The organism is [Erwinia] mediterraneensis (assembly GCF_900604315.1).
GTDB lineage: Bacteria > Pseudomonadota > Gammaproteobacteria > Enterobacterales > Enterobacteriaceae > Pantoea > Pantoea mediterraneensis_A.
On the sequence record NZ_LR026978.1, the window covers coordinates 836,498 to 861,717 of the forward strand.

The following is a 25,220-nucleotide window of genomic DNA, read 5'->3' on the forward strand; positions in this document are numbered from 1 at the left end:
TGGATGTTGAATAATATTGTACGGCTGATGTCAGCTGCGCTGGTCAGCCTGACGCTCAGCGCACCGGTGCTGGCAGAGTGCGAAGTGCTGTTCGCATCGCCCGATATCAACTTCGGCACGCTGCAGGGCGAGCAGGCAAAACAGCCGCTGGAGAAAGAGGTGGCGCTTAATGTTTACTGCGATCGAAGCGGACGCCCGCAGGTATGGTTTCTGCTGCCGTCACGGCTGGAAGGCGTCGCGGTGAAGAAGGTCATGGTGAAGGGTCAGCCCGTAAGCTGGGCAACGGCGGGCGAAGGGTGTCGCGGCAGAGAAAGAGAGTGCACCCGCTGGCTGTCGGGCGGGCAGCGCGTCACGGTGACGCCCGACGAACCTCTCCAGGCGCAGGAGCTCCTGACGATCAGCCTGCAAGTCAAAATCGTGCCGCGGCGCAAAGGAGAAGCGGTCACTGATGCCACCCGGATTGAGACGGGGCTGGAAGCCGGCGCGTTGCTGTAATAAGAGTGACGATGGGCGTGTCAGCCACCGCGCTGCGCGCTTCATCGCCGCCTTTATCGCCTCTGCCTGTCAGGCAGTCTCTTCATCCAGCGCACGCAGGTGATCGTCTTTATTCAGCGTTAACAGCGCAACGATACTGACCACGGCTGTCGCCATCACATACCAGGCCGGGATATCCAGATTGCCGGTTTGCTGAATCAGGCCGGTGATAATCAGACCGGCACAGCCCGAAAAGACAGCATTTGAGAGTGAATAAGCCAGCCCAAGTCCGGTATAGCGTACGCGGGTAGGAAACATTTCTGACAACATGGCTGGACCCGGCCCCGCCAGCAGCCCCACAAGGCTGCCCGCGATAAAGACAACTATACCCTTTGTCAGCAGCGTCGACGATTCCGCCTGCAGAATATGAAGCAGGGGCAGCGCCAGCACCAGCAGAAGTACGGCGGCCGCTATCATTACCGTGCGACGACCCATTTTATCACTGAGTATTCCTGCCGGTATGATGGTCGTGGCAAAACCCAGATTAGAGATAACGGCGATTAGCAGCGCCTGGTTAAATCCGGTATGCAGTGAAGACTGAAGATAGGTAGGCATAATCACCAGGTAGGTATAGCCCGCTGCCGACCAGACCATCACCCGGCAGATACCGCTCAGGATGGTTTTCACGTTATCTCCCACCGGGGCTTTTTCTTGCTGCGGCCGGGTGGCCTCGTTTTTTTTCTGCTGCAGGAAAGCGGGGGTTTCTTCCATATGTAAGCGCAACCAGAGAGCGACCCCACCCAGAGGCAGCGCCAGGAAGAACGGAATACGCCAGCCCCAGCTCAGCATCTCCTCATGGCTCAACAAAGCAGACAGCAAGGCCACAATGCCAGCCCCGGTCAGCAACCCGAGCGCCACCGTGAATGATTGCCAGGCGCCGAACAGGCCCCGTTTGCCGCGCGGTGCAAACTCGGTCATTAATGACACGGCCCCACCATATTCGCCCCCGGCAAACAGCCCCTGCAGAATACGCAGCCCGGTAACGATCAACGGCGCGGCCACGCCAATGCTGGCGTAAGTGGGCACCAGCCCTAATGCTACCGTGGCCAGCGTCATCATCACCAGCACGAACACCAGGGTCGGCTTACGTCCGATCCGGTCTCCCATGCGACCAAAAACAATGGCGCCCAGCGGACGAAAGAAAAAGGCGATGGCAAAGGAGGCGTAGGTCAGGATGATCCCGGTCAGCTCCGCCTCGCCCTGCAGACGAAAGAAATTCTGGGCGATCAGCGTGGCGAGAAAACCATAAACCGCAAATTCGTACCACTCAATAAAGTTACCCACTGACCCGGCTATCAGCGCGCGTTTTTGGGCAATAAGGGGGTGTTGAGGATTTTGCATCGGCAATCTCTCAGGTAAAGGTAAGTGATAAGACGTCTCTGGCCTCTGACTGCACACGGGCCTTCATCCGTCTTCCATTCCTCTGATTTACCACGATTTCGTTGTGCTGTCGCCTGCGGCGAACCTGACGCAAACAGACAGCCCGGCTTCCGGATGGCGTCTGCGCGTCATGTTTTTCAGACGGCTCTGTCGCTGCACTAAGGTGACATCATCTGGCGTAGAAAGTGACGGGTGAAAAGAAATGCATGGCAGTAATGTATGCGCTATCTGACCTGCAACGTCCATAGTTAACCTGGCTGAGGTCGCCCGCAACTGCTGTGACCGGGGGAAAAACCAACCGTCCCCGGTGTAAAGTAATCAGGGACGGTTGCGGGAGAGTCAGGAAGCTTTAATCCAGCGCTGCGCTGCGGCAAGGCTGGTTTCCGGGGAGTGGTTAAACGCAACCGGCGTGTCGGGTGCAGTCTGACGAATCTTAGCGAGAATAGCTTCAAAAACTGGCACGCTGTTCTGCGCCAGGCGGATGCCGCCACCGATGACAATACAGTCGTAGAGGTTACCTGAAAGCGCCTGTTCGACCTCAGCGGGCGCTGAGTTGTCGGGACGTACCAGGCTGAATACTACCGCCAGCGCGCCTCTGCAGGACTGATTCTGACTGAGGGAACCTGGCCGAGTGCGGAGGCGATTGGCGCGATTCATGTGCCAGGCCTGTTCAACGAGAAGCAGGTCGAAGGCTGGAAGCGGGTGACCGAGGCGGTACATGCTGCAGGCGGCCGTATTTTCGTACAGATTGGTCACTGTGGTGCGGTTTCGCATCCTGATCTGCATGGCGGCAAGTTGCCGCTGGCACCATCGGCCGTCAGCGTCGAACAGCCGGTGTTCACGCCGGACGGTTTCAAAACATCCCCGATCCCCAGGGCAATGACGCCCGGCGATATTGCGCGCACGATTGGAGATTATGCACATGCGACACGGCTGGCCCAAAAGGCCGGTTTTGATGGTGTCGAGCTGCACGGCTCCATGGGTTATCTGATCCCGGAATTTTTACATGACGAGTTCAATCTGCGGGAGGACCGCTATGGTGGCAGTATTGAAAACCGCGCCCGCTTTGTGCTCGAGGTGCTGGAAGCGATGATTGCTGAATGGCGTCCGGGACGCATCGGCCTCAAGCTGAGCCCTGGTGTTAGTCCTGGCAGACTGCAGCCGACGGCACAAACGCTGCCCACTTATCAATATCTGGTCTCGCAGGTGTCAAACCTGAAGCTTGCATACCTGCAGTTCCAGCATCCGGTTGGAGACCTGCAGGATACGCCAGTTGCCGCGCTTAACCCGGGCACAACGGCATATTTTCGCCCGTTCTATGACGGTTTGCTGATGGCGAACGGGGGTTTTACCGCAGAGAGCGCCCGGGCAGTGCTTAACCGAGGTGAGGCTGATCTGGTGTCATTTGGTACTCCTTACATCGCCAATCCCGATCTTGTTGAACGTTTCCGGCATGGCGTTGCCCTTGCAGCCTCAGACCAGGAGACCTGGTATCAGGGCGGGGCGCGTGGCTACACCGATTACCCGCGAGCAACCCGGTAACCGGGCGGATAAGATATACAGACGAAAAAAAAGCATCAGCGTTAACTGATGCTTTTTTCAGGGCTTTAGTCTGTTCATCACTGGACCATGTATTTATTTATACAACCAGCTCTACCTGAACACCACTTTCCCTGAGACGCCCGTCAGAAATCTTATTTCTCACCAGCGCTGCGATGTAAGTGGTGCCCGGACTCGGAATCGAACCAAGGACACGGGGATTTTCAATCCCCTGCTCTACCGACTGAGCTATCCGGGCAACGGGGCGCATTAAACCCTAATGCCGGTTTTACGTCAAACGCTTTTCAACCTGGTGAAATGCGATTGCCGTCTTTTGCAGCAATCTTCGCGATCAGGTGGTGAAAACCCGGCAATGGTGCGGTTTTTCTGACCGTCAGCACCCGGTGAGAGCCGCCTTAAGCCACCCTCTCTGATTCCTGATCTGGTCGTCATTAGCTTCATCAGAACCAACAGCCCCATGCGCCACCTGAACAAAAATTTATCCAGCGGATAAGGGGATCTGAAGGAGGATGTTGCGTGTGAAGAGGCGTTTAGCGATCAGGATGGGGGTAATCTTCCCCTCTCCCCGGACGGGAGAGGGGAAACAAGCTATCAGGCGTTGTCGCCCAGCAGCACGGACTCCAGCGCAATTTTAATCATATCGTTGAAGGTGGTCTGACGTTCTGCCGCGGTGGTCTGTTCGTGGGTACGGATATGGTCAGAAACGGTGCAAATCGCCAGCGCTTTTGCGCCAAATTCTGCCGCCACGCCATAGATGCCCGCCGCTTCCATCTCCACGCCGAGAATGCCATATTTTTCCATCACGTCGAACATCTGCGGATCCGGCGTATAGAACAGATCGGCAGAGAACAGGTTACCCACGCGCGCATCAACGCCCAGCGCTTTGGCCGCATCGACCGCGTTACGTACCATATCGAAATCAGCGATAGCGGCAAAGTCGTGGTCTTTAAAGCGCATGCGGTTCACTTTGGAATCAGTGCAGGCACCCATACCAATCACCACATCACGCAGTTTGACGTCGGCACGCACGGCACCACAGGAACCTACGCGGATAATCTTTTTCACGCCGAAATCAGTGATCAGCTCTTTGGTGTAAATGGAGCAGGAGGGAATACCCATACCGTGGCCCATCACCGACACTTTACGGCCTTTATAGGTCCCGGTGTACGCCAGCATGCCACGCACATTGTTCACTTCTACCGGATTCTCAAAGAAGGTTTCTGCGATGTGTTTAGCGCGCAGCGGATCGCCCGGCATCAGTACCACGTCCGCGAAATCACCCATTTCTGCATTAATATGAGGGGTTGCCATGACTCTTTATCCTTATCAAAGCCGGGTCCGACCTGCGTCGGCCCGGAAAAAATGTGGTCGCTGTTTTACAGCATGCTTTTGCCATATTCCATTTCGGAAAGGCCAAAATAGTGTGCGATGGTCTGGGCGATATCTGCAAAAGTTTCACGGTAGCCGAGCGAACCCGGTTTCACTTTCGGACCATAGATCAGGATCGGGATATGCTCACGCGTATGCTCAGTGCCTTTCCAGGTAGGATCGCAGCCGTGATCCGCCGTCAGGATCAGAATATCATCCTCTTTCACCAGCGCCATCAGCTCGGGCAGGCGACGGTCAAACAGCTCCAGACCACCCGCATACCCCGCCACGTCGCGACGATGCCCCCAGGTGGAGTCGAAGTCGACGAAGTTGGTGAAGACAATCGAATTGTCCGGTGCCTGCTTCATCTCGGCGATCGTGGCATCAAACAGCGCATCCAGTCCGGTGGCCTTCACTTTTTTGGTGATGCCCTGCTGCGCATAGATATCGGCGATTTTGCCGACCGAAATCACCTCGCCGCCCTTCTCATCCACCAGCTTTTTCAGCATGGTCGGTGACGGCGGTTCGACTGCCAGATCGTGACGGTTACCGGTACGCTCGAAGTTCCCCGCTTTATCACCGACAAACGGACGGGCAATCACGCGACCAATGTTATACCCCCCTTCGGTCAGCTCTTCACGGGCGATTTCACAAAGCGCGTAGAGACGCTCCAGTCCAAAGGTCTCTTCATGACAGGCGATCTGGAACACCGAGTCTGCGGAGGTATAGAAAATCGGTTTGCCGGTTTTCATATGCTCTTCGCCGAGCTGATCAAGGATCACCGTCCCGGAGGAGTGACAGTTGCCCAGGTAACCCGGCAGTTCGGCGCGCTCCACCAGCTTGTCCAGCAGCGCCTGCGGAAAACTGTTCTCTTTGTCACTAAAGTAGCCCCAGTCAAACAGCACCGGCACGCCGGCGATTTCCCAGTGGCCTGACGGTGTATCTTTCCCGGAGGAGATCTCGCTGGCATAGGCATAAGCACCCTTAATCTCCGCTGTTTCATCCATGCCTGGCGGTACGCGGCCGGTAGAAAGCTCAGCAGCTTTCGCCAGCCCCAGCGCTGTGAGGTTAGGCAGATGCAGCGGGCCCTGGCGATTGATATCCGCTTCGCCCTTAAAGCACGCTTCGGCAATGTGGCCAAGCGTATCTGAACCATGGTCGCCGAATTTGTCGGCATCTTTGCTGGAGCCGATCCCGAAGGAGTCGAGAACCATAATAAATGCACGTTTCATGCTGGTCTCCTGCGTCTTTGCGCGATGAGAAGTCAAAAAAATGCGATCAGAACAGTATACCTGATTGCGCCGCGCCTGGCCTAAGGCAGACGTGCGCAAAAGGTGTTATTCGCTGATGCGGCGATAAACGACCGGTGTGGCAGCAGGCGCGCTGTCGCTCAGCGTAATCGCGGCTTGCACCGCCTGAGCGGCCTGCTGCCAGTGCGCTTCGCTGGCGGCATGGATCACAGCCAGCGGCCGCTGCGCATCGGCCCGCTCACCGAGCATAATCATATCGCTCAGGCCGACGCTGTAGTCGATCGTATCGGTAGCGCGCTGACGGCCACCCCCCATCGCCACTACCGCCATTCCCAGCGCCCGGGTATCCATGGCACTGACGATTCCGGGACGATCGGCATATACCGCTTTGCTCAGCATGGGGGTCGGTAAGTAACTGTCGATGCGTTCGATAAAATCGAACGGGCCATTCTGCGCGGCTACCATGCGCGCAAACACCTCTGCCGCCTGGCCATTATCCAGCACCCGCATCAGCTTCTGACGCGCTTCCGCTTCACTGGCTGCCAGCTGACCGGAAAGCAGCATTTCGCTACAGAGCGCCAGCGTCACTTCCAGCAGACGCGAATTGCGTGCCGTGCCGGTCAGGAACTGTACCGCCTCGCGCACTTCCAGCGCATTACCGGCGCTGGAGGCGAGTACCTGATTCATATCGGTGAGCAGCGCCGTGGTTTTGCAGCCTGCGCCGTTCGCCACGCCGACAATCGACTGCGCCAGCAGCTCGGACTGTTCATAGCTGGGCATAAAGGCCCCGGATCCCACTTTGACATCCATCACCAGCGCATCCAGCCCTTCTGCCAGCTTCTTCGCCAGTATCGAAGCGGTAATCAGCGGAATGGAGTCAACGGTGGCGGTAATATCACGTGTGGCATAAAAGCGTTTATCCGCCGGGGCGAGCGAGTTGGTCTGGCCGATAATCGCCACACCGATCTCTTTGATAATCTGCCGGAAACGCTCGTCACTGGGGAAAATATCGAAGCCGGGAATCGACTCCAGCTTGTCGAGGGTACCGCCGGTATGGCCGAGGCCGCGTCCGGAGATCATCGGTACATAGCCACCGCAGGCGGCAACCATTGGCCCCAGCATCAACGAAGTGACATCCCCCACGCCGCCGGTGGAATGCTTATCCACCACCGGACCATTGAGATTCAGAGATCGCCAGTTCAGCACCGTGCCGGAGTCGCGCATCGCCATGGTCAGCGCCACGCGTTCCGCCAGCGTCATATCATGGAAGTAAATGGTCATCGCCAGCGCAGCAATCTGCCCTTCAGAGACGTTGTTATCGCGTACCCCGTTGATAAAGAAGCGGATCTCTTCTTCACTGAGCGCATGTCCATCACGTTTTTTGCGAATGATTTCTTGTGGCAGAAACAAGGTTGCCCCCCTGATTCAGGGATAGTTAATGACGTAGCTGTGTGCAGGCGGCGGTGCCGCCGCCCGAAAGGTAATCAGTAGCCTGATTTTGCCGTCTCGGCCTGATAACCAGCCGCGTTCAGCAGGCTTGCCAGCAGGCTGGAGGCGCCGAAGCGGAAGTGACGCGCATCGGCCCAGTCGCTGCCGAGAATTCGGTCAGCCAGCGCCAGATAGAGAGCAGCATCTTCTGCCGTACGCACGCCGCCAGCTGGCTTGAAGCCCACCTGCTGCGCCACGCCTTTGTCACGGATAACTGTCATCATGATCTCCGCCACTTCAGGCGTCGCGTTCACCGCTACTTTACCGGTCGAGGTTTTGATAAAGTCGGCACCGGCATCGATAGCGATTTCAGACGCCTGCCGGATCAGCGCGGGCTCTTTCAGCTCTCCGGTTTCGATAATCACTTTCAGCAGCACATCCGCCTCAGCACAGGCTGCTTTGCACGCCTTCACCAGGTCATAGCCGACCTGATTATTGCCGGCAATCAGCGCACGGTACGGGAACACCACATCCACTTCATCGGCGCCGTAAGCAATGGCGGCACGGGTTTCTGCCAGCGCAATGTCGATGTCATCACTGCCGTGCGGAAAGTTGGTTACAGTCGCAATACGGATCTCCGGCGTACCCTGCTCACGCAGCGCTTTGCGCGCCACAGGAATAAAACGCGGATAGATGCAGATCGCTGCGGTATTGCCTGCCGGAGATTTCGCCTGACGGCAAAGCGCAATCACTTTTTCATCGGTGTCATCTTCGTTCAGGGTGGTCAGGTCCATCAGTTTTAGCGCGCGCAGCGCCGCAGCGGTTATCTCACTCATATTACTCTCCAGAGGGTCAGGGTCTTACCGCGCGTAACGGATCGCAACGGCAGGCTGAATGTGACGATTCTAACAATGGACGCCGGGGAAATTTGCGTCACTCATCACATAAAATTGAAATCTTACAGACCAATTTTACATCATAAGTGATACAAATCACGTATTTTCCCCAGATGCGCACCGTTCCCGCACAAGACTGCGGCGAGCCGAATGTGATAATTATCACATCCCGGACACGCGCAGAGCGACAACCATGCAATGATTATTTTGAGGGTAGCAAAGGTTCCGTCAGACAGGGAAAAAGCAGCCGATTGCCTCAGAGAGCGGCATCCTGGCAGCTGTTAAATCTGGAATACCCGCTGACTGTTGGCGTAAAGAGCTTCAGCAATCGCGTCAGGCTTTTCCTGACGTAAGGCACACAGCGCCTGCCAGACAAGACGGGCGCGCTCAGGGCGATTGGGCTGTCCCTGATAACCGTGCAGCGGCATATCTGGCGCGTCGGTCTCCAGCAGCAGAGCGCTCAATGGAAGTTGCGCGATGGTATTGCGCGTTTTGCTCGCCCGCTCATAGGTGATGGTGCCGCCAACGCCAATGGCGTAGCCAAGTTTAATAAACGCCTGCGCCTGCTGCAGACTGCCGGCAAAGCCATGCACCACGCCACGACGCGGCAGATCGTGACGGCGTAAATGCAGGGCCAGCTTGTCATGCGTACGGCGCGAGTGAAGGATCACCGGCAGCTCGTAGCGGCGAGCCAGCGCCAGCTGCGCATCCAGCAGCCGCTCCTGTTTGTCAAAGCAGGGATTATTCATGTAGAGATCGAGTCCGATCTCGCCGATCGCGACCAGCTTCGCCGGCGGCTGTTGCAGTTGCGCCTCCAGATGTTCCAGATGCGCTTCCTGATGCTGATCAATGGCGATAGGATGCAGACCAAGCGCGATATAGATCGCCGGATGCTGCGCCGCCAGTGCCAGTAACGGTTGAAAACCGCTGGCATCCACCGCAGGGACAATCAGTTTTTCTACGCCTGCCGCCGCCGCCCGCACCAGGCTCGGCGCTTCATCGCCAGTAAAGGGGGGGAAATCGAAATGACAATGGGTATCAATAAATTTCATGCCCGTGAACCTTTATCATAATCGCCATCGTTGTCGGCCAGTGGTGGCATACGCAGAGAGTGATGCCGGGGCACATTGGCGGCGGCAGGTGGCCTCACGCACCGAATTGTTATTGCTGATGCCGCTACAAAATAGCTGATGCACGCCAGATCCACGCCGGGAATCGCGCTGCTGGCTCTGATGATATCATGCCAGTTGCTGCTGAGCGGGGCAAAAAAATAGTGTGCACTGTCATCGTTGCTGCGGCAGTCGCATATGTAGAAATCACGTCCGCTGGCAAACATTTTCAGCAGCCCCCGGCACCAGCGGCAGCGCCTGTTGGATGATAGCCACCCGCCAGTCCGGATCAATTAAATCGCCGCCACGCATAAAGTGCAGAGGATCATAAAACCGTTTGCTGGCGGTGTAATGGGTAATAACCTGCCTGGCATAACCTGGCTGGGTACAAACGTAGGCCGGGAGATTTTGCGCGCCGGCTGAGGTGTCAGGCAGCGGCTGAAAAGGATTGAAGTTTGCCTGTTGATCCGCATTGAGCACGCCAGCGGTAAAGATACCGTGTTGGTCGCCGCCTTCACAGTCCAGAGCGAGTTTGCTGGTTTGAAAGGATTTGAGTGTCAAAGGATCCACAGCGCCGGGCGTCACCGGAATGCGTATGCCCACAGTGCATTCCTCAGTTTTGCTTGTGCTCCGGGACGCGCTGTTGTGCTTTTCCGTAGTCTTCCTGCAGCATGCCGGAGAACCAGTCACTGTTTCCTGTCAACCAGGCGGAATCAGAATCAAACCATTCCGCCCATAACAACCACATCTGGCCTTTCCATTGTTTCCATTTGCCTGCAACGATGTCGTTGTTCATGACTGGTCTCCGCTTTTGCTGATAATGCGTGATATAAAGCGACCTGAAGGTCAGGGTCGTTTGCGGCCGGTAAACAGGCTGACCAGAAACAGAATAATACCGACGACAAAGACGACTTTAGCGGCCCAGGCTGCCGTACCGGCCAGACCACCAAAACCTAATGCTGCCGCGATCAATGCAATAACCAGAAAGATAATACCCCAACGAAACATAAGCCTCTCCTTTACCATAGTGAAAATCGAACTGCTTGTTTCATCTCCGCACCCGCGCTGCTTCAGATAGCAGACACGCAGGCAAAACCTCTACCAACGCAACCTGAAAGATAACGGGGTAAATAAGGGTTGTCCGCCATGCGGATAGTGTCTTATTGTGCGGCCTCACACAGAGGCCGCGCCGGATACGCTATTAAGACTTAACGGTCAGATCGTTTTTAACGCTTTTCACGCCTTCAATGGATTTCGCAATGCTTTCCGCTCGTTCAGACTGTGCCTGATTTTCTACCGTGCCTGATAACTGCACCACGCCATTGGTGGTTTCCACTTTCACATTACGTGAAGGCACGATGTCATCGGTTAAAAACTTAGCTTTAATTTTGCTGGTGGTTGCGGCATCGTCCGCATAATCTTTCGCAGACTGTTTCTGCTCATCTTTGACATGCATTTTGTCGTTGACAGATTTTACTCCTTCCACTTTCTTCACCAGCGCTACCGCTTTTTCAGCCTGATCCTGGGAAGAAACGAAACCGCTCAGCGTGACTACGCCCTTCTCGGTTTCAACGGAAATATCTGTGCTTTTAATGGTCTCATCATCAACCAGAGCCGCTTTGGCTTTAGCTGTAACAGCGCTGTCATCCATAAACCCATCGACTTTTTTCATAGAGCTATCGATTTTCGCACCCGCGCTGTCCGCCGTCTGTTGCGCTTTTTGCGTCATGGAAGCCTCTTCTGCCAGGGCAGAGCCACTCAGCAGGGCAGAACCTACCATTACAGCCATCAGGGTTTGGGCAATCTTAGTCTTATTCATCGATATCTTCCTTCTGTCAATTAACTCACCCACAACTATGGGCGCGGCAACAGCAAACCATGCTGTTGCGGAACTGACGGCAAGAAAGCGATTTCGCTAACTTCACCGTCCGACAGAATAATCATAGTCGGCATTTCCCGTTTCGCAGGCTTTTCTGGTTGAAATAGCAGCGAAAAAGAGAAAAAACAGTGTTTTTAAGAGGAGTCTGTAAGCGGCAAAACAGGGCCAGCATCAGTTGCAGGCCCTGTAAATCAAGGCAGGATCAATGTTCGCGCGTTTTGCGGAAAGTCACTTCAGGATAGCGCTCCTGAGTGATGTTGAGGTTCACCATGGTCGGGGCGATATAGGTCAGGTTATCACCGCCATCCAGCGCCAGGTTGACTTCATTCTTGCGCTGAAATTCGTCGAATTTCTTCACATCATCGCAATCGACCCAGCGTGCCGTGGCCACGTTAACCGATTCATAGATCGCTTCAACGTTATATTCGCTCTTCAGGCGCGCCACAACCACATCAAACTGCAGCACGCCGACCGCGCCAACAATCAGATCGTTATTATGTACCGGACGGAATACCTGTACCGCGCCCTCTTCCGACAGCTGTACCAGCCCTTTCAACAGCTGTTTCTGCTTCAGCGGATCGCGCAGGCGAATACGACGGAACAGCTCCGGCGCGAAGTTCGGAATCCCGGTGAACTTCATGTTTTCGCCCTGAGTAAAGGTGTCGCCGATCTGAATGGTGCCGTGGTTATGCAGCCCGATAATATCGCCCGGCCAGGCCTCTTCCACATGCGAACGGTCACCCGCCATAAAGGTTAACGCATCGGAGATCACCACATCTTTACCGAGACGCACCTGGCGCATCTTCATGCCTTTCTCATATTTACCGGAAACAACACGCATAAACGCCACGCGATCGCGGTGTTTCGGATCCATGTTGGCCTGGATCTTAAACACGAAGCCGCTGAACTTCTCTTCGTGCGCTTCTACGATACGCACGTCCGTTTTACGCGGCATCGGCGCGGGTGCCCAGGACACCAGGCCATCCAGCATATGGTCGACACCAAAATTACCCAGCGCCGTACCGAAGAACACCGGCGTGATTTCACCCTGCAAAAAGGCTTCCTGTTCAAATTCGTGCGACGCACCCTTGACCAGTTCCAGCTCTTCACGCAGCTGCGCGGCCAGCTCTTCGCCGACGGCACTGTCCAGCTCCGGGTTATCCAGCCCTTTCACTGTGCGCACCGCCTGGATGGTATGGCCCTGACCAGACTGATAAAGGTAGGTTTCATCTTTGTACAGATGATATACCCCTTTAAACAGCTTGCCGCAGCCGATCGGCCAGGTGATGGGCGCACAGGCGATTTTCAGCTCGTTCTCCACCTCATCCAGCAGTTCCATAGGATCGCGAATATCACGGTCGAGCTTGTTCATAAAGGTGAGGATAGGCGTGTCGCGCAGACGCGTCACTTCCATCAGCTTACGGGTACGATCCTCAACCCCTTTCGCGGCGTCGATCACCATCAGACAGCAGTCCACGGCGGTCAGCGTACGATAGGTATCTTCCGAGAAGTCTTCGTGTCCCGGCGTATCCAGCAGGTTAACCAGGCTGTCACGATAGGGGAACTGCATCACGGAGGTGGTAATGGAGATACCGCGCTGTTTCTCCATCTCCATCCAGTCCGATTTGGCGTGCTGGCTGGAGCCGCGGCCTTTTACCGTACCGGCGGTCTGAATCGCCTGTCCGAAAAGCAGCACTTTCTCGGTGATGGTGGTTTTACCGGCGTCCGGGTGCGAAATGATCGCGAAGGTACGGCGGCGCGCCACCTCTTGTAAAAAGGAAGCATTAGACATGAGTGAGTTCTTCAGTTGGGGCGCTGTTTCACTGCTTCACAGGCAACAGCGCCGATAAATCACGTAGGCCGGTGTGCGTCACCGGCAGGTAAACGGTGCCGGGCGTGGCGCTATCCTCCACAACCGACGGGTTGGCTGCAATTTTACACTGGCGGCGATTCCCGGTTACCTGGTAAACATAAAGGCGGCATAGCATACAATAATTCCGTCTGCAGGACTACGGCCAGCTACGCGCACCCGCATGAGACGCCCTGGCAGGGGCCCTTTACGTATTAAGCCGCATCCGCTTTTAAGAGAGGACTTTCAGCCGCTGTTCCGAAGGTTGCGGGCGACCAAACAGATAGCCCTGGAACAGCGTACAGCCCTCCTCGCGCAGTCGGATGAACTGGTCAGTGTTTTCTACTCCTTCTGCGGTGATCTGAATATCCAGGCTACGGCTCATGCCGGTGATGGCGCGAATAATCGCCAGTGCCTCGCGGCTGTCGCCCATATCGTTGATAAACGACTTATCAATCTTGATTTTATCAAAGGGAAAAGAGCGTAAGTAGCTCAGGGAAGAGTAGCCGGTGCCAAAGTCATCCAGAGCAATCTGCACGCCAAGCGCTTTCAGGCTTTTCAGAATACGGATATTGCCCAGTGTATCATCCAGCAGCACCGATTCAGTGATCTCCACCTCCAGTCGCTGCGGCTCCAGCCCGGATGACTGCAGGGCGCCCTCCACCACCGACAGCAGCGCGCTGTTTTTGAACTGCAGCGATGAAAGGTTGACCGATACCGATTGCTTTCCTTCCCAACTGGCGGCTTCGCGACAGGCTTCATATAACGCCCAGGCCCCCAGCATATGGATCAGCCCGGTCTCTTCCGCCACCGGGATAAAGTTATCCGGCATAATCACGCCTTTCACCGGATGATGCCAGCGCATCAGCGCCTCGTAGCTGATAATCGAGGACTGATCGCCGTTGGTGATCGGCTGGTAATAGAGTTTCAGCTGCTGACTGCTGATCGCATCGCGCAGATCGTTTTCAATAACGCGTCGGTTATGCGCCTGCTCATCCATCGCCAGCGTATAGTATTCATAACGATCGCGGCCGTTGCGTTTTGCCTCATAGAGCGCCATGTCGGCGCAGCGCAGCATCTGTTCAGGCGTATTCAGACTGGTGATGTCGGTCAGCACGATGCCGACGCTCAGCCCCACGCTCAGAGAATGTCCTTCTACATTGATCGGCTGCCGAATGGTCTCAATCAACCGCCGGGCAATCTGGCCCGCCTCCTCCCGCTGGCTGAGGGCGGGCAGCACAATGGCGAACTCATCGCCGCCGATGCGTGCCAGGGTATCCTGATCACGCAGGCTGTGACGCAGGCGTTTCGCTACCGCCTGCAGCAGCCCATCGCCGACCTGATGTCCCAGCGCGTCGTTGACGTTCTTGAAATTATCGAGGTCAAGACAGAAGGTGGCGGTCAACAGGTTGCTGCGGCTATCACTGCGCAGCGCTTCGCTCAGGCGTTGACGGAAAAGAATACGGTTCGGCAGGCTGGTCAGGTTGTCATGATGCGCCATATGATAAATACGCGCATCGGCGGCGCGCTGATCGGTCACATCTTCCACAATCAGCATCACATAATTTTGTCGCGCATCCTGGCCGGAAATGGCGGTGGCTCGCGTATGTAACATACGTTCACCGTTGGGGGTCAGCAGCAGCTGCTCGCGCTGATGCACCCCCTCGTTACGCAGTGCGATATCCGCCAGGTTGTTAAAATAGTCACTCAGTTCGGGGGACATACATTCGTGTGGGCGTTTATGCAGCAGCAGGTTTCTGGCGAGCCCGAACAGCTGCTCCGCCTTGTCGTTAACCAGCAGGATTTCACGCGTAATGGCATCCTCGACCAGCACGCAGGAAGGAATGTTCTCAATAATATTGTCGAGAAATCTGGAGACTGATGCGAGCTGAGCGCTTTGCGCTTCCGCCAGATCCCGGGCGCGCATCAGCTGCATTTCGCTTTCACGCCGCTCGGTAATATCCCGCGTAATTTTAGCGAAGCCGAGCAGTTTTCCTTGCTCATTGTGTATAGCATCAATGATCACATGGGCCCAGAAGGCGCTGCCATCTTTGCGGTAGCGCCAGCCTTCATCCTCGAAGCGTCCTGTTTTCAGGGCAATGCCGAGATTGGCGTCTGGCGTACACATCTGCCGTTCCTGCGCGCTGTAAAACAGCGAGAAGTGCTGCCCGAGGATCTCCTCCGCACGGTAGCCTTTCGCGCGTTGCGCCCCCATATTCCAGTTCGCCACGATGCCATCGGGGGTAAGCATATAAATCGCATAGTCGGTCACGCTCTGGACGAGCAGCCGATACATTACGTCAGCATTGTTATCCATAGTTTTTGCCTGCTACTGCCCTGGTAATAAGCTGTGTCAACGAAAGCCCCTTAATCCAGTAATGAATTAAACGTAAAAATGTCCGATTAACAAGCGCTTTCGCTACGTTTATGCAAGTTAGTGATGACCCGACTGGCCGGGGCGGAAAAGGCGCAACGAAGCGTGGCAATAAGGTCGGGATTTTACATCGGGCAGCGCAGGTTGCCCGGCGGATATTCGCCGGGCAAAAGGATACGCACGCTTAACGGCGGGCGAGCTGATTAATGACCGGTCCCCAGATAGCTGTCATCGCGCCTTCTTTACCCTCGAAGGGATCGCTGGCTGGCACTGCTACGCGCCTGATCTGTTCCTGCGATACCTTCAGCTTCTCCAGCCGATCGCGCTCGGTTTGCGGCTCCAGGCCCTGCGGGTAAGCACCCACACAGAAAAAATCTTCACTGGCACTGATCTGTTTATGTCCTACTCCGGCCGGGATCAGTACCGCATCTCCTACCCGTAAGGTCACCATGCGTCCGTTATCGCCGCCAAACAGCACTTCTGCCCAGCCTGCGCCGACGCCAAGTAACTCATGAGTATTGGGATGATAATGAGTGTAAGGAAAAATCGGGTAACGCCAGGCTGGCGGCCAGCCATGTTGGGCGAAAGTGGTTTCAAACCAACTGGCGACATCTTCCTCTTCAGCAGGCACCACACGCGGCCAGATAATCAGCGGCAACGGGTTATTCGGCACCCCATTATCCGGGGTAGCCAGCATCAGGTGTTGTGGATTGGTTGAGGCACCAGCAGAAAAGGTGCCTGCGGCAAAAGACATCATCATAAGCAGAGAACAGGAAGGAACGGCCATGAAGGATTCTCCGGTTAGCCATGCTCTGCTTAGTGTGGCAAAGCGAGATAGCTTTGTCGCTGGCACAGAGCGCCTGAATTAACTTAACTTATTATATTGTTTAACCAAAAATAAATAATACTATAACAATTCTGATAATGACCCGTCCATAAGCTGGCTGCGCCGCTTTTTTCGGGCAACTGTTATAAAAAAGTGGAGCGAATCTGTCTCTGCACTTTTCATCTGTTACATGATTAAATAAGCCTCATAACTGTGAGGTATATGATGGAAGCCATTAAACAAATCCTGCTTGATGAAATAGACCGGCTGAATCGTGAAGAAAAACGCGATAACCGGCCGCGCTTCAGCTTAAATTTTCTGAAAAATCACCCTGGCTTGTGGGCCGTCATGTATCTCTGCTACGGCCTGTGTGTGGCGCTGATTTTCACCACTGACATGCTGGGCTGGCCGGCGTTCTGGTTTGCCACCCTGTTTGTGCTGGTGATGAGTTTTCTGATGCTGCTGGATATCAATCCCCGGTACCGGTTTGAGGATATTGATGCGCTCGATCTGCGCGTCTGTTACAACGGTGAGTGGTATTACATCCGTCCGGTTTCGGAAGCGGGCGTGGCGGCAATTATGAATAATCCTGAAACGCCCGAGCGGGTAAAAAGCGGGATTCAGCGCCTGCTGGCGCAAAAAGGCGAAGTGGATTTCTACGATATCTACTATCTGACCTGGGGCCATAAACAGGCCTCGCAAGTCTAATCTTCCATAAGCTGCTGTATCAGCGTCCCCAGCGTTTCAACTGCCGCCTCGGCCTTCTCATTCCACGGCCAGGCGGTATTAAAACGAAAACAGTGTCTGAACTGTTCTCCTGATGAAAAGAGATGGCCCGGCGCGATACTGATGCCGCACGCCAGCGCCTGATGATAAAGCAGGCTCGTATCGACCTTCTCCGGAAGCACAATCCAGAGAAAATAGCCCCCTTCTGACTCATTAATACGCGCGGCAGCAGGTAGCGCACGGCGCAACGCTTGCCGTGCCAGCTGTTTGCGCTTCTCCAGTGTCTGACGCAGACGTTTGAGATGGCTGTCGTAGCGACGCGTGGCGAGGAAATCAGCAATCGCCAGTTGCATGGGCGCGCTGGTGGAAATGGTGCTCATCAGCTGCAGGCGCTGAACACGACGCGCATAGCGTCCAGCCGCTACCCAGCCGACGCGAAAGCCCGCCACCAGATTTTTCGAGAATGAGCCACAGTGAAAGACCCTGCCCTGCTGGTCAAAAGCTTTGGCGGGCAGCGGCTTCTCTTCACCGAACCAGAGTTCGCTGTAGACATCATCTTCAATCAGCGCCACCTGATGTGCTGCCAGCATTTCTACCACCTGCTGCTTGCGCGCGCGGCTCAGAGTAAAGCCCACCGGATTCTGCTGGTTAGTCATCAGCCAGCAGGCTTTAATCGGCCAGCGCTGAAGCGCCTCCTCCAGCTGCGCCAGATCGATGCCGTCACGGGGATCGGTGGCGATGGCCACCACCTTCAGCTTCAGCCGCTCAATCGCCTGCAGCGCGCCATAAAAGGCGGGATTTTCAATCACCACCCAGTCTCCCGGCTCCGTTACCGCCTGCAGGCTGAGATTCAGTGCCTCCATCGCTCCATTGGTGATCACAATTTCATCCGGCGACACCGTGATGCCCTGCTGGGCATAACGCTGCGCCAGCAATTTGCGCAGTGCCTCGTTGCCCGGCGGCAGATTGTTGATGGCATCCTCTGGCTTCAGGCTATGGGAAACGCTAATCAGACTGCGCATCAGCTGACGCTGAGGAAAGAGTTCCGGATCGGGAAAGGCAGAGCCAAAGGGGACAATGGCGGGATCACGGCTGGCCTGTAACACATCAAACACCGCGCGGTTAATATCGACATTTTCCGTCAGCTCCATGGGAGGATAGGGTCCGCCGACAAGCGCCTGCACCCGCGGCGCAACGTAATAGCCCGATTGCGGCCGCGAAACTATCCAGCCCTGTCCTTCCAGCACCTCATAGGCGCGCATCACCGTCATCAGGCTCAACCCGCTCTGCTCTACCTGCTGGCGCAGTGACGGCAACTTCTCGCCCGGCTGCCAGACATGGGCATCGATCTGTTGCTGAATTTGCTGCACCAGCTGTTGGTATTTGGCCATGACTTATGATCGGATCGCCAGATAAGGGGGGTGAGTATATCGTGCAAACCTGAGCGGAGCCAAACGCCCCGCCTTTTCAGGAGAGCACAGGTTCAGTGGCTGCCATGACCGTCATCTCTGTCAGTTCACCGATCCCTTCGGGCGGAAGCGGTTTGCCCAACAGAAAACCCTGCAGCGTATTGCAGCCAAGTCCGGTAAGGAAGGCCTGCTGCTCCTGGGTTTCTACCCCTTCCGCCACCACTTTCAGGTTCAGCGAACGCGCCAGAGCGACAATTGCCGTCACGATAGTGGCATCTTCCGTTTCTCCGCGCAGTTCATGCACAAAAGCACGATCGATTTTCAGTTCGCTGGCAGGTAGCCGCTTCAGGTACAGCAGACTGGAGTAGCCGGTACCGAAATCATCAATTGAGGCTTTAACGCCAAGCGTAGCCAGTTCGGTCAGAATACGCACGCTCTCGTCCGGGTTACGCATGGCGGTGCTCTCCGTTACTTCCAGCGTCAGCAGCTGCGCCGGCACCTGGTGCTGCGCCAGCGCCCGGGTCACGATCTCTACCAGATTGCTCTGCTCAAACTGTAACGCCGAGAGGTTCACCGCCATCGACCAGTGCGGATGCCCCTGCATATGCCAGCTGTGTAGCTGACGGCAGGCTTCGTTGATCACCCAGTTGCCAATATTGACAATCATACCGGTCTTCTCCGCCAGCGGCAGAAAATCATCCGGCAGCAGCAATCCCCGTACCGGATGCTGCCAGCGCAGCAGTGCCTCAAAGCCGATAAGCGGCCCGTCAGGCGCGTCATACTTCGGCTGATAGAACAGACGCAGCTCATGGTGCTCCAGCGCATGCCAGAGATCGTTGCTCAACTGTAGCTGGTTCTGCGCCTGAGTATTCATTGACGGCTGGAAAAAGTGGTAGCCGTTGCGGCCGCTGTTTTTGGTGTAATACATCGCCGCATCGGCATTAAACATCAGCTCGCGCTCATCCTGACCGTCGTCGGGATAGACCGCGATACCGATACTGAGAGACACCATCAGTTCATAACGCGCGAGGGTAAAAGGAGTCTGAATGGCGCGCACCAGGCTGTCGGCAATCGCTGCCGCGTCATCAGGATCATTAATCTCCTGCAACAGAACAAATTCATCGCCTCCCAGTCGCGCCAGGGTGTAATGCCCTTTCAGCGTCTCGTTCATGCGTTCCGTCACGGCGATCAGCAGATTGTCGCCTACATGATGGCCAAAGGCGTCATTCACCGCCTTGAAGCCGTCGAGATCCATAAACATCAGGGCGAAGCGCAACTGCTCGCGCTGCGCTTTACCGATCGCCTGCGTCAGCCGATCTTCCAGCAGGATGCGGTTCGGCAGACGCGTCAGGTTATCATGTAGCGCCAGCTGGGCCAGTTCACGGTTCGCCTCGGCCAGCGAGCGCGCCAGCATGGCGGTGCGCGCCTGCATGCGGGCATCCAGCATGGAGACTAACAGCGTGATGCTAAGGATTGCCAGGGTGACCACCGTGACCAGCATCGCCAGCCAGTTATTATTAACTCCCTGATGGGTGGTGTGGCTGTGCAGCGGAAAGCCCGCCGCTGCCATGCCGACATAATGCATACCGGCAATGGCAGCTCCCATCACCAGCGCCGCGCCCAGCCGCAGCAATTTGGCATGGCTGGCACCGTCACGGAGTTTAAATGCCAGCCAGAGCGCCGTGCCGGAAGCCACCAGTGCAATCAGCAGTGAAGTAGCTACCCACCAACCATTCCAGACAATTCCGGGACTGAGCATCAGCGCCGCCATACCGGTGTAATGCATTCCGGCCACGCCACAGCCTAATACCAGCGCCCCGCCGCACAACCGTCTGAAAGGCAATTCAGCATGGCACACCAGCCAGAGCGCAAATATCGCCGCGCCTATCGCAATCACCATAGAAAGGGCGTTCAGCGGGACGTTGTAGCTTATGGTCATGCTAAGGTTCATCGACAGCATGCCGATAAAGTGCATTGCCCAGATGCCGGTTCCCATCGCAAAACCGCCGCCTGCGAGCCAGAATAAAGCAACCTTGCCGGTCGATTGCGCTACGCGTCCCGCCATATTCAGTGCGGTGAAAGAGGCGAGAACAGCAACCAGCAGGGAAACGATAACAATGAAAGCATCATAGGTGGGCACTAACATTCCAGAGTTCCCGTAAGCAGCTGCCAGAGCAGCAAATAAGCGTTTAAAAAGCGTGACGGTAAACGATTGTTTAAATTATCGGCTGCGCAGTGAAAGCATTCAGGGATCCGCTGATGGAAATGATCACAGTCTCAGCGTTTACCCCGTTTATCAGCCGCTGACCAGAGGCTCACCCGCCGTCGCGGTAAAGGTATTGATACTTTCGGCCGGCGTCGGCTTGCCCAGCAGATAGCCCTGCAGGACATCGAACCCCAGCCCGGTTAACAGACGCTGCTGCTCTTCTGTTTCTACCCCTTCGGCGACCATACGCAGGTTCAGGCTTTGCGCCAGCGACAGCATCACGCTCACCACCGTCGCATCCTCACTGTTGGCGCGCAGCTTATTAATAAAGCTACGATCGATTTTCAGCTCGCTGGCATCAAAATGTTTCAGATGGAGCAGGCTGGCATAACCGATGCCAAAATTATCAATAGCTACCGTCACGCCCAGCCGGTGCAGCTCACCAATAAGCCGCTGACTGAACTGAGGGTCGCGCATGGCAATGGCTTCGCTTATCTCCAGCGTCAGACCTGCTGCGGTCAGCTGATGCCGTTTTAATGCCTGGCGTACGGTTTCAACCAGATCGCGCTGATGGAACTGCAGCGCGGAAAGATTAACCGAAACCGTCCAGTGGGTATGCCCTTCTCTGTGCCAGCGTTTCAGCTGGCTGCAGGCTTCGTTGATCACCCAGTTGCCGAGCGCGACAATCTGTCCGGTTTTTTCCGCATGGGGCAGAAATATATCCGGCATCAGCAGGCCGCGCGTCGGATGCTGCCAGCGCAGCAACGCTTCAAATCCCATCAGGGCACTGTTGCTGGAGCTAAACTTTGGCTGATAAAACAGCTTCATCTCCTGGTGCTCCAGCGCCCGCCAGAGCTCATTCGCCAGTTCCAGCTGATGTTGCGCCATGACTCTCATCGCCGGTTCAAACAGACACCAGCCGTTACGACCGCTCTGCTTGATATGATACATCGCCGAGTCGGCATGAAGCATCAGATCTTGCATAGTGCGGCCATGTAATGGAAAAAGAGCAATGCCGACGCTCAGCGACACCCGCAGCGAATAGCATTCCAGTTCAAAAGGCGCATCAATAGCGGCAACCAGACGTTGCGCCTGCGCGCCCGCGCTGTCGGCATCGCTACCCGGCACCAGCAAAACGAATTCGTCGCCTCCCAGCCGTGCCAGCATCGCGTCTTCATTCAGCTGCGCACGCAGGCGCTCCGCCACCGCTATCAGCAGCAGATCGCCCACATGATGTCCCCAGGTGTCGTTGACCGCCTTAAAGCCATCAAGGTCCATAAACATCAAGGCAAAAGTGCCATCGTATAGCGTACCGTGCTTGATATTGACCGACAATTGCTGCTCAAGCTGTACCCGGTTCGGTAAGGCGGTGAGGGTGTCATGCATCACCAACTGACGCAGTTCCTGGTTCGCATGCCTCAGACGCGCCGCGAGACGCGCAGCGCGCAGTTGCGCATCCAGCATAGAGGAGAGCAGCGTCAGGCCGAGGATAGTGAGGGTGACAATCGAGACCCAAACGGCGAGCCCCTCCACGCTGACGCCGTGAGGCATCATGCTGGCGGGTGCCGTAAATTGTGCTGCCGCCATGCCAACATAATGCATACCGGCAATAGCGATCCCCATCACCAGCGCCGCGAGGGCCCGCATCAGCAGAGAGCCTTTTTCGCCCTGATGCAGGTGAAAGGCCAGCCAGAGCGCGGTGCCGGAAGCGGCAAAGGCGATGACCACAGAGAGCGCAACCAGCGACAAATCCCACAGAATGGATGGCGTAATCAGCAGCGCTTCCATGCCGGTAAAATGCATACAAACCACACCAGTGCCGAGAATAAAGGTGCCCAACAGCAGGCGTCGGGGAGAAAGCCAGGCCCCCTTCACCACCTGACCGAGTGCCAGCACCGAGGCCACAATAGCGATGATCAGCGACAGGCAGGTCAGTTTAATATCGTAGCGCATGCCCACGGGCAATCTCATCGCCAGCATGCCAATAAAGTGCATGGCCCAGATACCAATGCCCATTGCACTACCGCCGCCCAGCAGCCACAGGCGAGCGAGCCAGCCCCGGGAACTGACAACGCGTCCGGCGGTATCCAGGGCGGTAAAGGACGCAATAGAAGCAACAATCAGGGAAACGCTAACCAGAACGTTGTCCCAGGTAACCAGCAACATGTACAACTCCTCACCTGCCCACCAGTGAACAGGGCTGTGTTGGCAATAGGCCTGATAAAGCGTACCCGGGGCATACGGCCGTCAGGTTGAAAACGCTTTCACAATGCTTTTCGGGGTCAGAGAAAAGTCCGTGGCACTGGTGGGGGTTTTATTTTCATGCTTATGCTCAGCACAGTAATTTATAACCAGAACTAATTAATACAGGAACATATCATTGAACCTGAGCTGGCGATAGAGGACGAAAACTTTCTCCCGGCGTTTTTTTTAACTGCAGCAACGCATTGAAGAAATTAGGTTATCGGCGCGGGTTGCCCATTGATTAGCGATTTTTTTAGTCGCAGGGCTACGCTTTCTTTTTTCCTGCTCTATAGTAAAGAAAGCTAACAGGAAGCCCCGCCAGCAGGCTTAGGAATTTTCTTACTATTATTAGATGTTAGCCCTGACTCAGGGATGAAACCTCAAGGTTTTGGTTTGCCCTTTCAAAGTGTCACCTGGCGAAAAAGCACTGAATACCAATAATCGTTAAGGATTGATTATGAAACTCAAGCTTTTTCTGCTGGCCGCAAGCCTGAGCGCGGGCACCTCTGTTGTTAGCTTTGCGGCGACCACCACCGGCACCATCAACGCGACCCTGACGCTCACCACCGGTTGCCTGGTAAATGGCCAGCCAGCAACAATCGCTGGGGAGCTACGGGCAGCGAACGGTGGAGCAGCACAACCTCAACCAGCCTTAGCAGTGATGGATTAACGCGCGGCTACAACTACACCGTGCGCATTCTGACCAGCCAGAGCACGCCGCCGCCGGGAAACTACCGCGACAGCGTGGTAGTGGATGTGACCTTTTAAGCGTTGACCTCCGCGCTGCTGTACCGCGCCCGCTACTGCTTTACCATGCATCCAGTCAGTAAATTGCCCGTCGGACACAGAGCGCCGCTGCGCCGTCCCCGGCAGCGCAGAGAAAATCATGGCGTTCTGCTGACGATCTGACTGCCAACTGACATAACAGCCCTTACGCCCGGTGGGTGCCACCTCCGCCAGATAGACTGAGACACCGTCCAGTTCCATCCCGACAGAGAAGCCCTGCAGCAGACGGCCCGATGGTCAATATACGTGCCCGACACAATCGCTCCCGGCGGACGCATCAGAAAGCCTGCGCCAGACAACATCAGCGTCAGCATCAATGAGGCAATCGTCTGACAGTGTACAGAATCTGTCCATGATGACCCTCATTACGGAGAAAGCGCAGGAATAAACTGGACAGCAGCCTCTCGTCACCTAGCCTTAAACCTGTAGAACGACGCTAACTGACAAGGAGGAAACATGAGTGATCAATACAAGATGCAGAATCCGCTTACTCAGTATTATCACGGTGAATATGATAAGCAGCAGCAGCCGACGCCAGGTATTCAGGCCGATATGACCCCCGTGCCGGACTGCGGTGAAAAAACTTACCGTGGTACCGGCCGTCTGGAAGGACGTAAAGCGCTGGTCACCGGTGCAGACTCCGGTATTGGCCGCGCTGCCGCCATCGCCTATGCGCGTGAAGGCGCAGATGTTGCGCTTTCCTACCTGCCAGAAGAGCAGCGCGATGCCGATGAAGTAGCGCAGCTGGTGCGCGAAGCGGGACGCAAAGTGGTATTGCTGCCAGGGGATGTGCGGGATGAGGCGTTCTGTGAAAAACTGGTGAAAGAGGCGCGCGAACAGCTGGGCGGACTCGATATTCTGGCGCTGGTGGCGGGTAAACAGACGGCGGTCAGCGATATTACTGAGCTGAGCACCGAGCAGTTTCGCGCGACCTATGAAACCAACGTATTCTCTCTGTTCTGGATCACCAAAGCCGCTATCCCGCATTTGCCAGCGGGCAGCTCAATTATCACCACCTCCTCGATTCAGGCCTACCAGCCGAGTCCGACGCTGCTGGATTACGCCTCAACAAAAGCGGCAATCCTCAACTTTACCCGGGGGCTGGCCAAACAGGTGGCTGAGAAAGGTATTCGCGTAAACTCAGTGGCCCCGGGTCCCATCTGGACCGCGCTGCAGGTGACTGGCGGTCAGCCGCAGGAAAAACTGCCGACCTTTGGTCAGCAGACGCCGATGAAACGTGCAGGTCAGCCAGCTGAACTGGCAGGTGTGTATGTCTATCTCGCCTCGCAGGAATCGAGTTACGTAACAGCCGAAGTGCATGGCGTGACCGGCGGCGAGCACCTGAGTTAATTCGCCGCTCTGCGGGCACTGCAGCCATAAAAAAGGGCGACCCCTG

The 25,220-nt window shown here is 55.9% G+C and carries 21 protein-coding genes, 1 tRNA gene and 3 pseudogenes; 6 read left to right on the forward strand and 19 right to left on the reverse strand.

Annotated elements, in window-relative coordinates:
• The first annotated feature begins 3 nt into the window (after positions 1-3).
• The gene (locus tag E0E17_RS03880) at positions 4-495 is read left to right on the forward strand and encodes a hypothetical protein (protein ID WP_130831719.1); all 492 of its coding nucleotides are present in this window, start codon (positions 4-6) and stop codon (positions 493-495) included.
• Positions 496-564: 69 nt separating this feature from the next.
• Here the strand turns inward: E0E17_RS03880 and E0E17_RS03885 are convergent, their stop codons facing one another.
• Complete coding sequence (locus E0E17_RS03885; RefSeq protein WP_130831721.1) at positions 565-1,875, reverse strand: MFS transporter; 1,311 nt, start codon at positions 1,873-1,875, stop codon at positions 565-567.
• A gap of 378 nt (positions 1,876-2,253) precedes the next feature.
• Positions 2,254-2,571, reverse strand: a complete 318-nt coding sequence (locus E0E17_RS03890) for a hypothetical protein (protein WP_130831723.1) — start codon at positions 2,569-2,571, stop codon at positions 2,254-2,256.
• Between E0E17_RS03890 and E0E17_RS03895 the strand changes: the two genes are divergently transcribed.
• Entirely contained in the window at positions 2,524-3,456 is a 933-nt protein-coding gene (locus tag E0E17_RS03895; protein ID WP_237680815.1) for an oxidoreductase, read from the forward strand. The two genes, E0E17_RS03890 and E0E17_RS03895, sit on opposite strands and share 48 nt — an antisense overlap.
• A 180-nt stretch (positions 3,457-3,636) precedes the next feature.
• Here the strand turns inward: E0E17_RS03895 and E0E17_RS03900 are convergent.
• The 13 genes and pseudogenes from E0E17_RS03900 to E0E17_RS03960 all read right to left on the reverse strand — a co-directional run bounded on the left by E0E17_RS03900 (position 3,637) and on the right by E0E17_RS03960 (position 16,414).
• Positions 3,637-3,712: transfer RNA gene (locus E0E17_RS03900), tRNA-Phe, on the reverse strand.
• Between the two features lie 353 nt (positions 3,713-4,065).
• Positions 4,066-4,785, reverse strand: a complete 720-nt coding sequence (gene deoD, locus E0E17_RS03905) for a purine-nucleoside phosphorylase (protein WP_130831727.1) — start codon at positions 4,783-4,785, stop codon at positions 4,066-4,068.
• 65 nt (positions 4,786-4,850) lie between these two features.
• Positions 4,851-6,074 (reverse strand): phosphopentomutase, encoded by a 1,224-nt coding sequence (gene deoB / locus E0E17_RS03910; RefSeq protein WP_130831729.1) that lies wholly within the window; start codon positions 6,072-6,074, stop codon positions 4,851-4,853.
• A 105-nt stretch (positions 6,075-6,179) separates the two neighbouring features.
• Positions 6,180-7,502: a thymidine phosphorylase gene (gene deoA / locus E0E17_RS03915; RefSeq protein WP_130831731.1), complete on the reverse strand. Its 1,323-nt coding sequence runs from the start codon at positions 7,500-7,502 to the stop codon at positions 6,180-6,182.
• 74 nt (positions 7,503-7,576) lie between these two features.
• A complete protein-coding gene (deoC, locus tag E0E17_RS03920) occupies positions 7,577-8,356 on the reverse strand; it encodes a deoxyribose-phosphate aldolase (RefSeq protein WP_130831734.1) in 780 nt (259 codons plus the stop codon).
• Between the two features lie 341 nt (positions 8,357-8,697).
• Positions 8,698-9,468: a TatD family hydrolase gene (locus E0E17_RS03925; RefSeq protein ID WP_130831736.1), complete on the reverse strand. Its 771-nt coding sequence runs from the start codon at positions 9,466-9,468 to the stop codon at positions 8,698-8,700.
• 81 nt (positions 9,469-9,549) lie between these two features.
• Positions 9,550-10,128, reverse strand: a pseudogene (locus tag E0E17_RS03930) (patatin family protein); the annotation flags it as partial.
• 10 nt (positions 10,129-10,138) lie between these two features.
• Positions 10,139-10,321 carry a CsbD family protein gene (locus E0E17_RS03935; RefSeq protein WP_130831738.1) on the reverse strand — a complete coding sequence of 61 codons (183 nt, stop codon included), beginning with the start codon at positions 10,319-10,321 and terminating at the stop codon, positions 10,139-10,141.
• A gap of 50 nt (positions 10,322-10,371) precedes the next feature.
• Positions 10,372-10,533 carry a DUF1328 domain-containing protein gene (locus E0E17_RS03940; RefSeq protein ID WP_065426276.1) on the reverse strand — a complete coding sequence of 54 codons (162 nt, stop codon included), beginning with the start codon at positions 10,531-10,533 and terminating at the stop codon, positions 10,372-10,374.
• 193 nt (positions 10,534-10,726) lie between these two features.
• Positions 10,727-11,344, reverse strand: coding sequence for a molecular chaperone OsmY (gene osmY / locus E0E17_RS03945; protein ID WP_130831742.1), 618 nt, complete (start codon positions 11,342-11,344; stop codon positions 10,727-10,729).
• A gap of 262 nt (positions 11,345-11,606) precedes the next feature.
• Positions 11,607-13,196, reverse strand: coding sequence for a peptide chain release factor 3 (gene prfC / locus E0E17_RS03950; RefSeq protein WP_130831744.1), 1,590 nt, complete (start codon positions 13,194-13,196; stop codon positions 11,607-11,609).
• Between the two features lie 289 nt (positions 13,197-13,485).
• On the reverse strand, positions 13,486-15,570 hold the full coding sequence (locus tag E0E17_RS03955) for a putative bifunctional diguanylate cyclase/phosphodiesterase (protein ID WP_130831746.1): 2,085 nt from the start codon (positions 15,568-15,570) through the stop codon (positions 13,486-13,488).
• Positions 15,571-15,811: 241 nt separating this feature from the next.
• Positions 15,812-16,414: a hypothetical protein gene (locus E0E17_RS03960; RefSeq protein WP_130831748.1), complete on the reverse strand. Its 603-nt coding sequence runs from the start codon at positions 16,412-16,414 to the stop codon at positions 15,812-15,814.
• Between the two features lie 264 nt (positions 16,415-16,678).
• On the opposite strand from E0E17_RS03960, the gene E0E17_RS03965 reads away from it, so the two are divergent.
• Positions 16,679-17,161, forward strand: a complete 483-nt coding sequence (locus E0E17_RS03965; RefSeq protein WP_130835459.1) for a YlaC family protein — start codon at positions 16,679-16,681, stop codon at positions 17,159-17,161.
• On the opposite strand, the gene E0E17_RS03970 is transcribed toward E0E17_RS03965, so the two are convergent.
• The 3 genes from E0E17_RS03970 to E0E17_RS03980 form a co-directional block, all read right to left on the reverse strand.
• On the reverse strand, positions 17,158-18,570 hold the full coding sequence (locus E0E17_RS03970) for an aminotransferase-like domain-containing protein (protein WP_130831750.1): 1,413 nt from the start codon (positions 18,568-18,570) through the stop codon (positions 17,158-17,160). The two genes, E0E17_RS03965 and E0E17_RS03970, sit on opposite strands and share 4 nt — an antisense overlap.
• Before the next feature lie 76 nt (positions 18,571-18,646).
• Positions 18,647-20,734 carry a putative bifunctional diguanylate cyclase/phosphodiesterase gene (locus tag E0E17_RS03975; protein ID WP_130831752.1) on the reverse strand — a complete coding sequence of 696 codons (2,088 nt, stop codon included), beginning with the start codon at positions 20,732-20,734 and terminating at the stop codon, positions 18,647-18,649.
• 150 nt (positions 20,735-20,884) lie between these two features.
• On the reverse strand, positions 20,885-22,960 hold the full coding sequence (locus tag E0E17_RS03980; RefSeq protein ID WP_130831754.1) for a putative bifunctional diguanylate cyclase/phosphodiesterase: 2,076 nt from the start codon (positions 22,958-22,960) through the stop codon (positions 20,885-20,887).
• A gap of 535 nt (positions 22,961-23,495) precedes the next feature.
• Between E0E17_RS03980 and E0E17_RS03985 the strand changes: the two genes are divergently transcribed.
• Positions 23,496-23,708, forward strand: a complete 213-nt coding sequence (locus E0E17_RS03985) for a hypothetical protein (RefSeq protein ID WP_439654641.1) — start codon at positions 23,496-23,498, stop codon at positions 23,706-23,708.
• Positions 23,630-23,806 (forward strand): annotated as a pseudogene (locus tag E0E17_RS03990) (spore coat protein U domain-containing protein); the annotation flags it as partial. The gene E0E17_RS03985 and the pseudogene E0E17_RS03990, both read left to right, overlap by 79 nt.
• Before the next feature lie 51 nt (positions 23,807-23,857).
• On the opposite strand, the pseudogene E0E17_RS03995 reads toward E0E17_RS03990, so the two are convergent.
• Positions 23,858-24,147, reverse strand: a pseudogene (locus E0E17_RS03995) (citrate-proton symporter); the annotation flags it as partial.
• 133 nt (positions 24,148-24,280) lie between these two features.
• Here E0E17_RS03995 and E0E17_RS04000 point away from each other — a divergent pair.
• Positions 24,281-25,174 carry an SDR family oxidoreductase gene (locus tag E0E17_RS04000; protein WP_130831758.1) on the forward strand — a complete coding sequence of 298 codons (894 nt, stop codon included), beginning with the start codon at positions 24,281-24,283 and terminating at the stop codon, positions 25,172-25,174.
• The last annotated feature ends 46 nt before the right edge of the window (positions 25,175-25,220 follow it).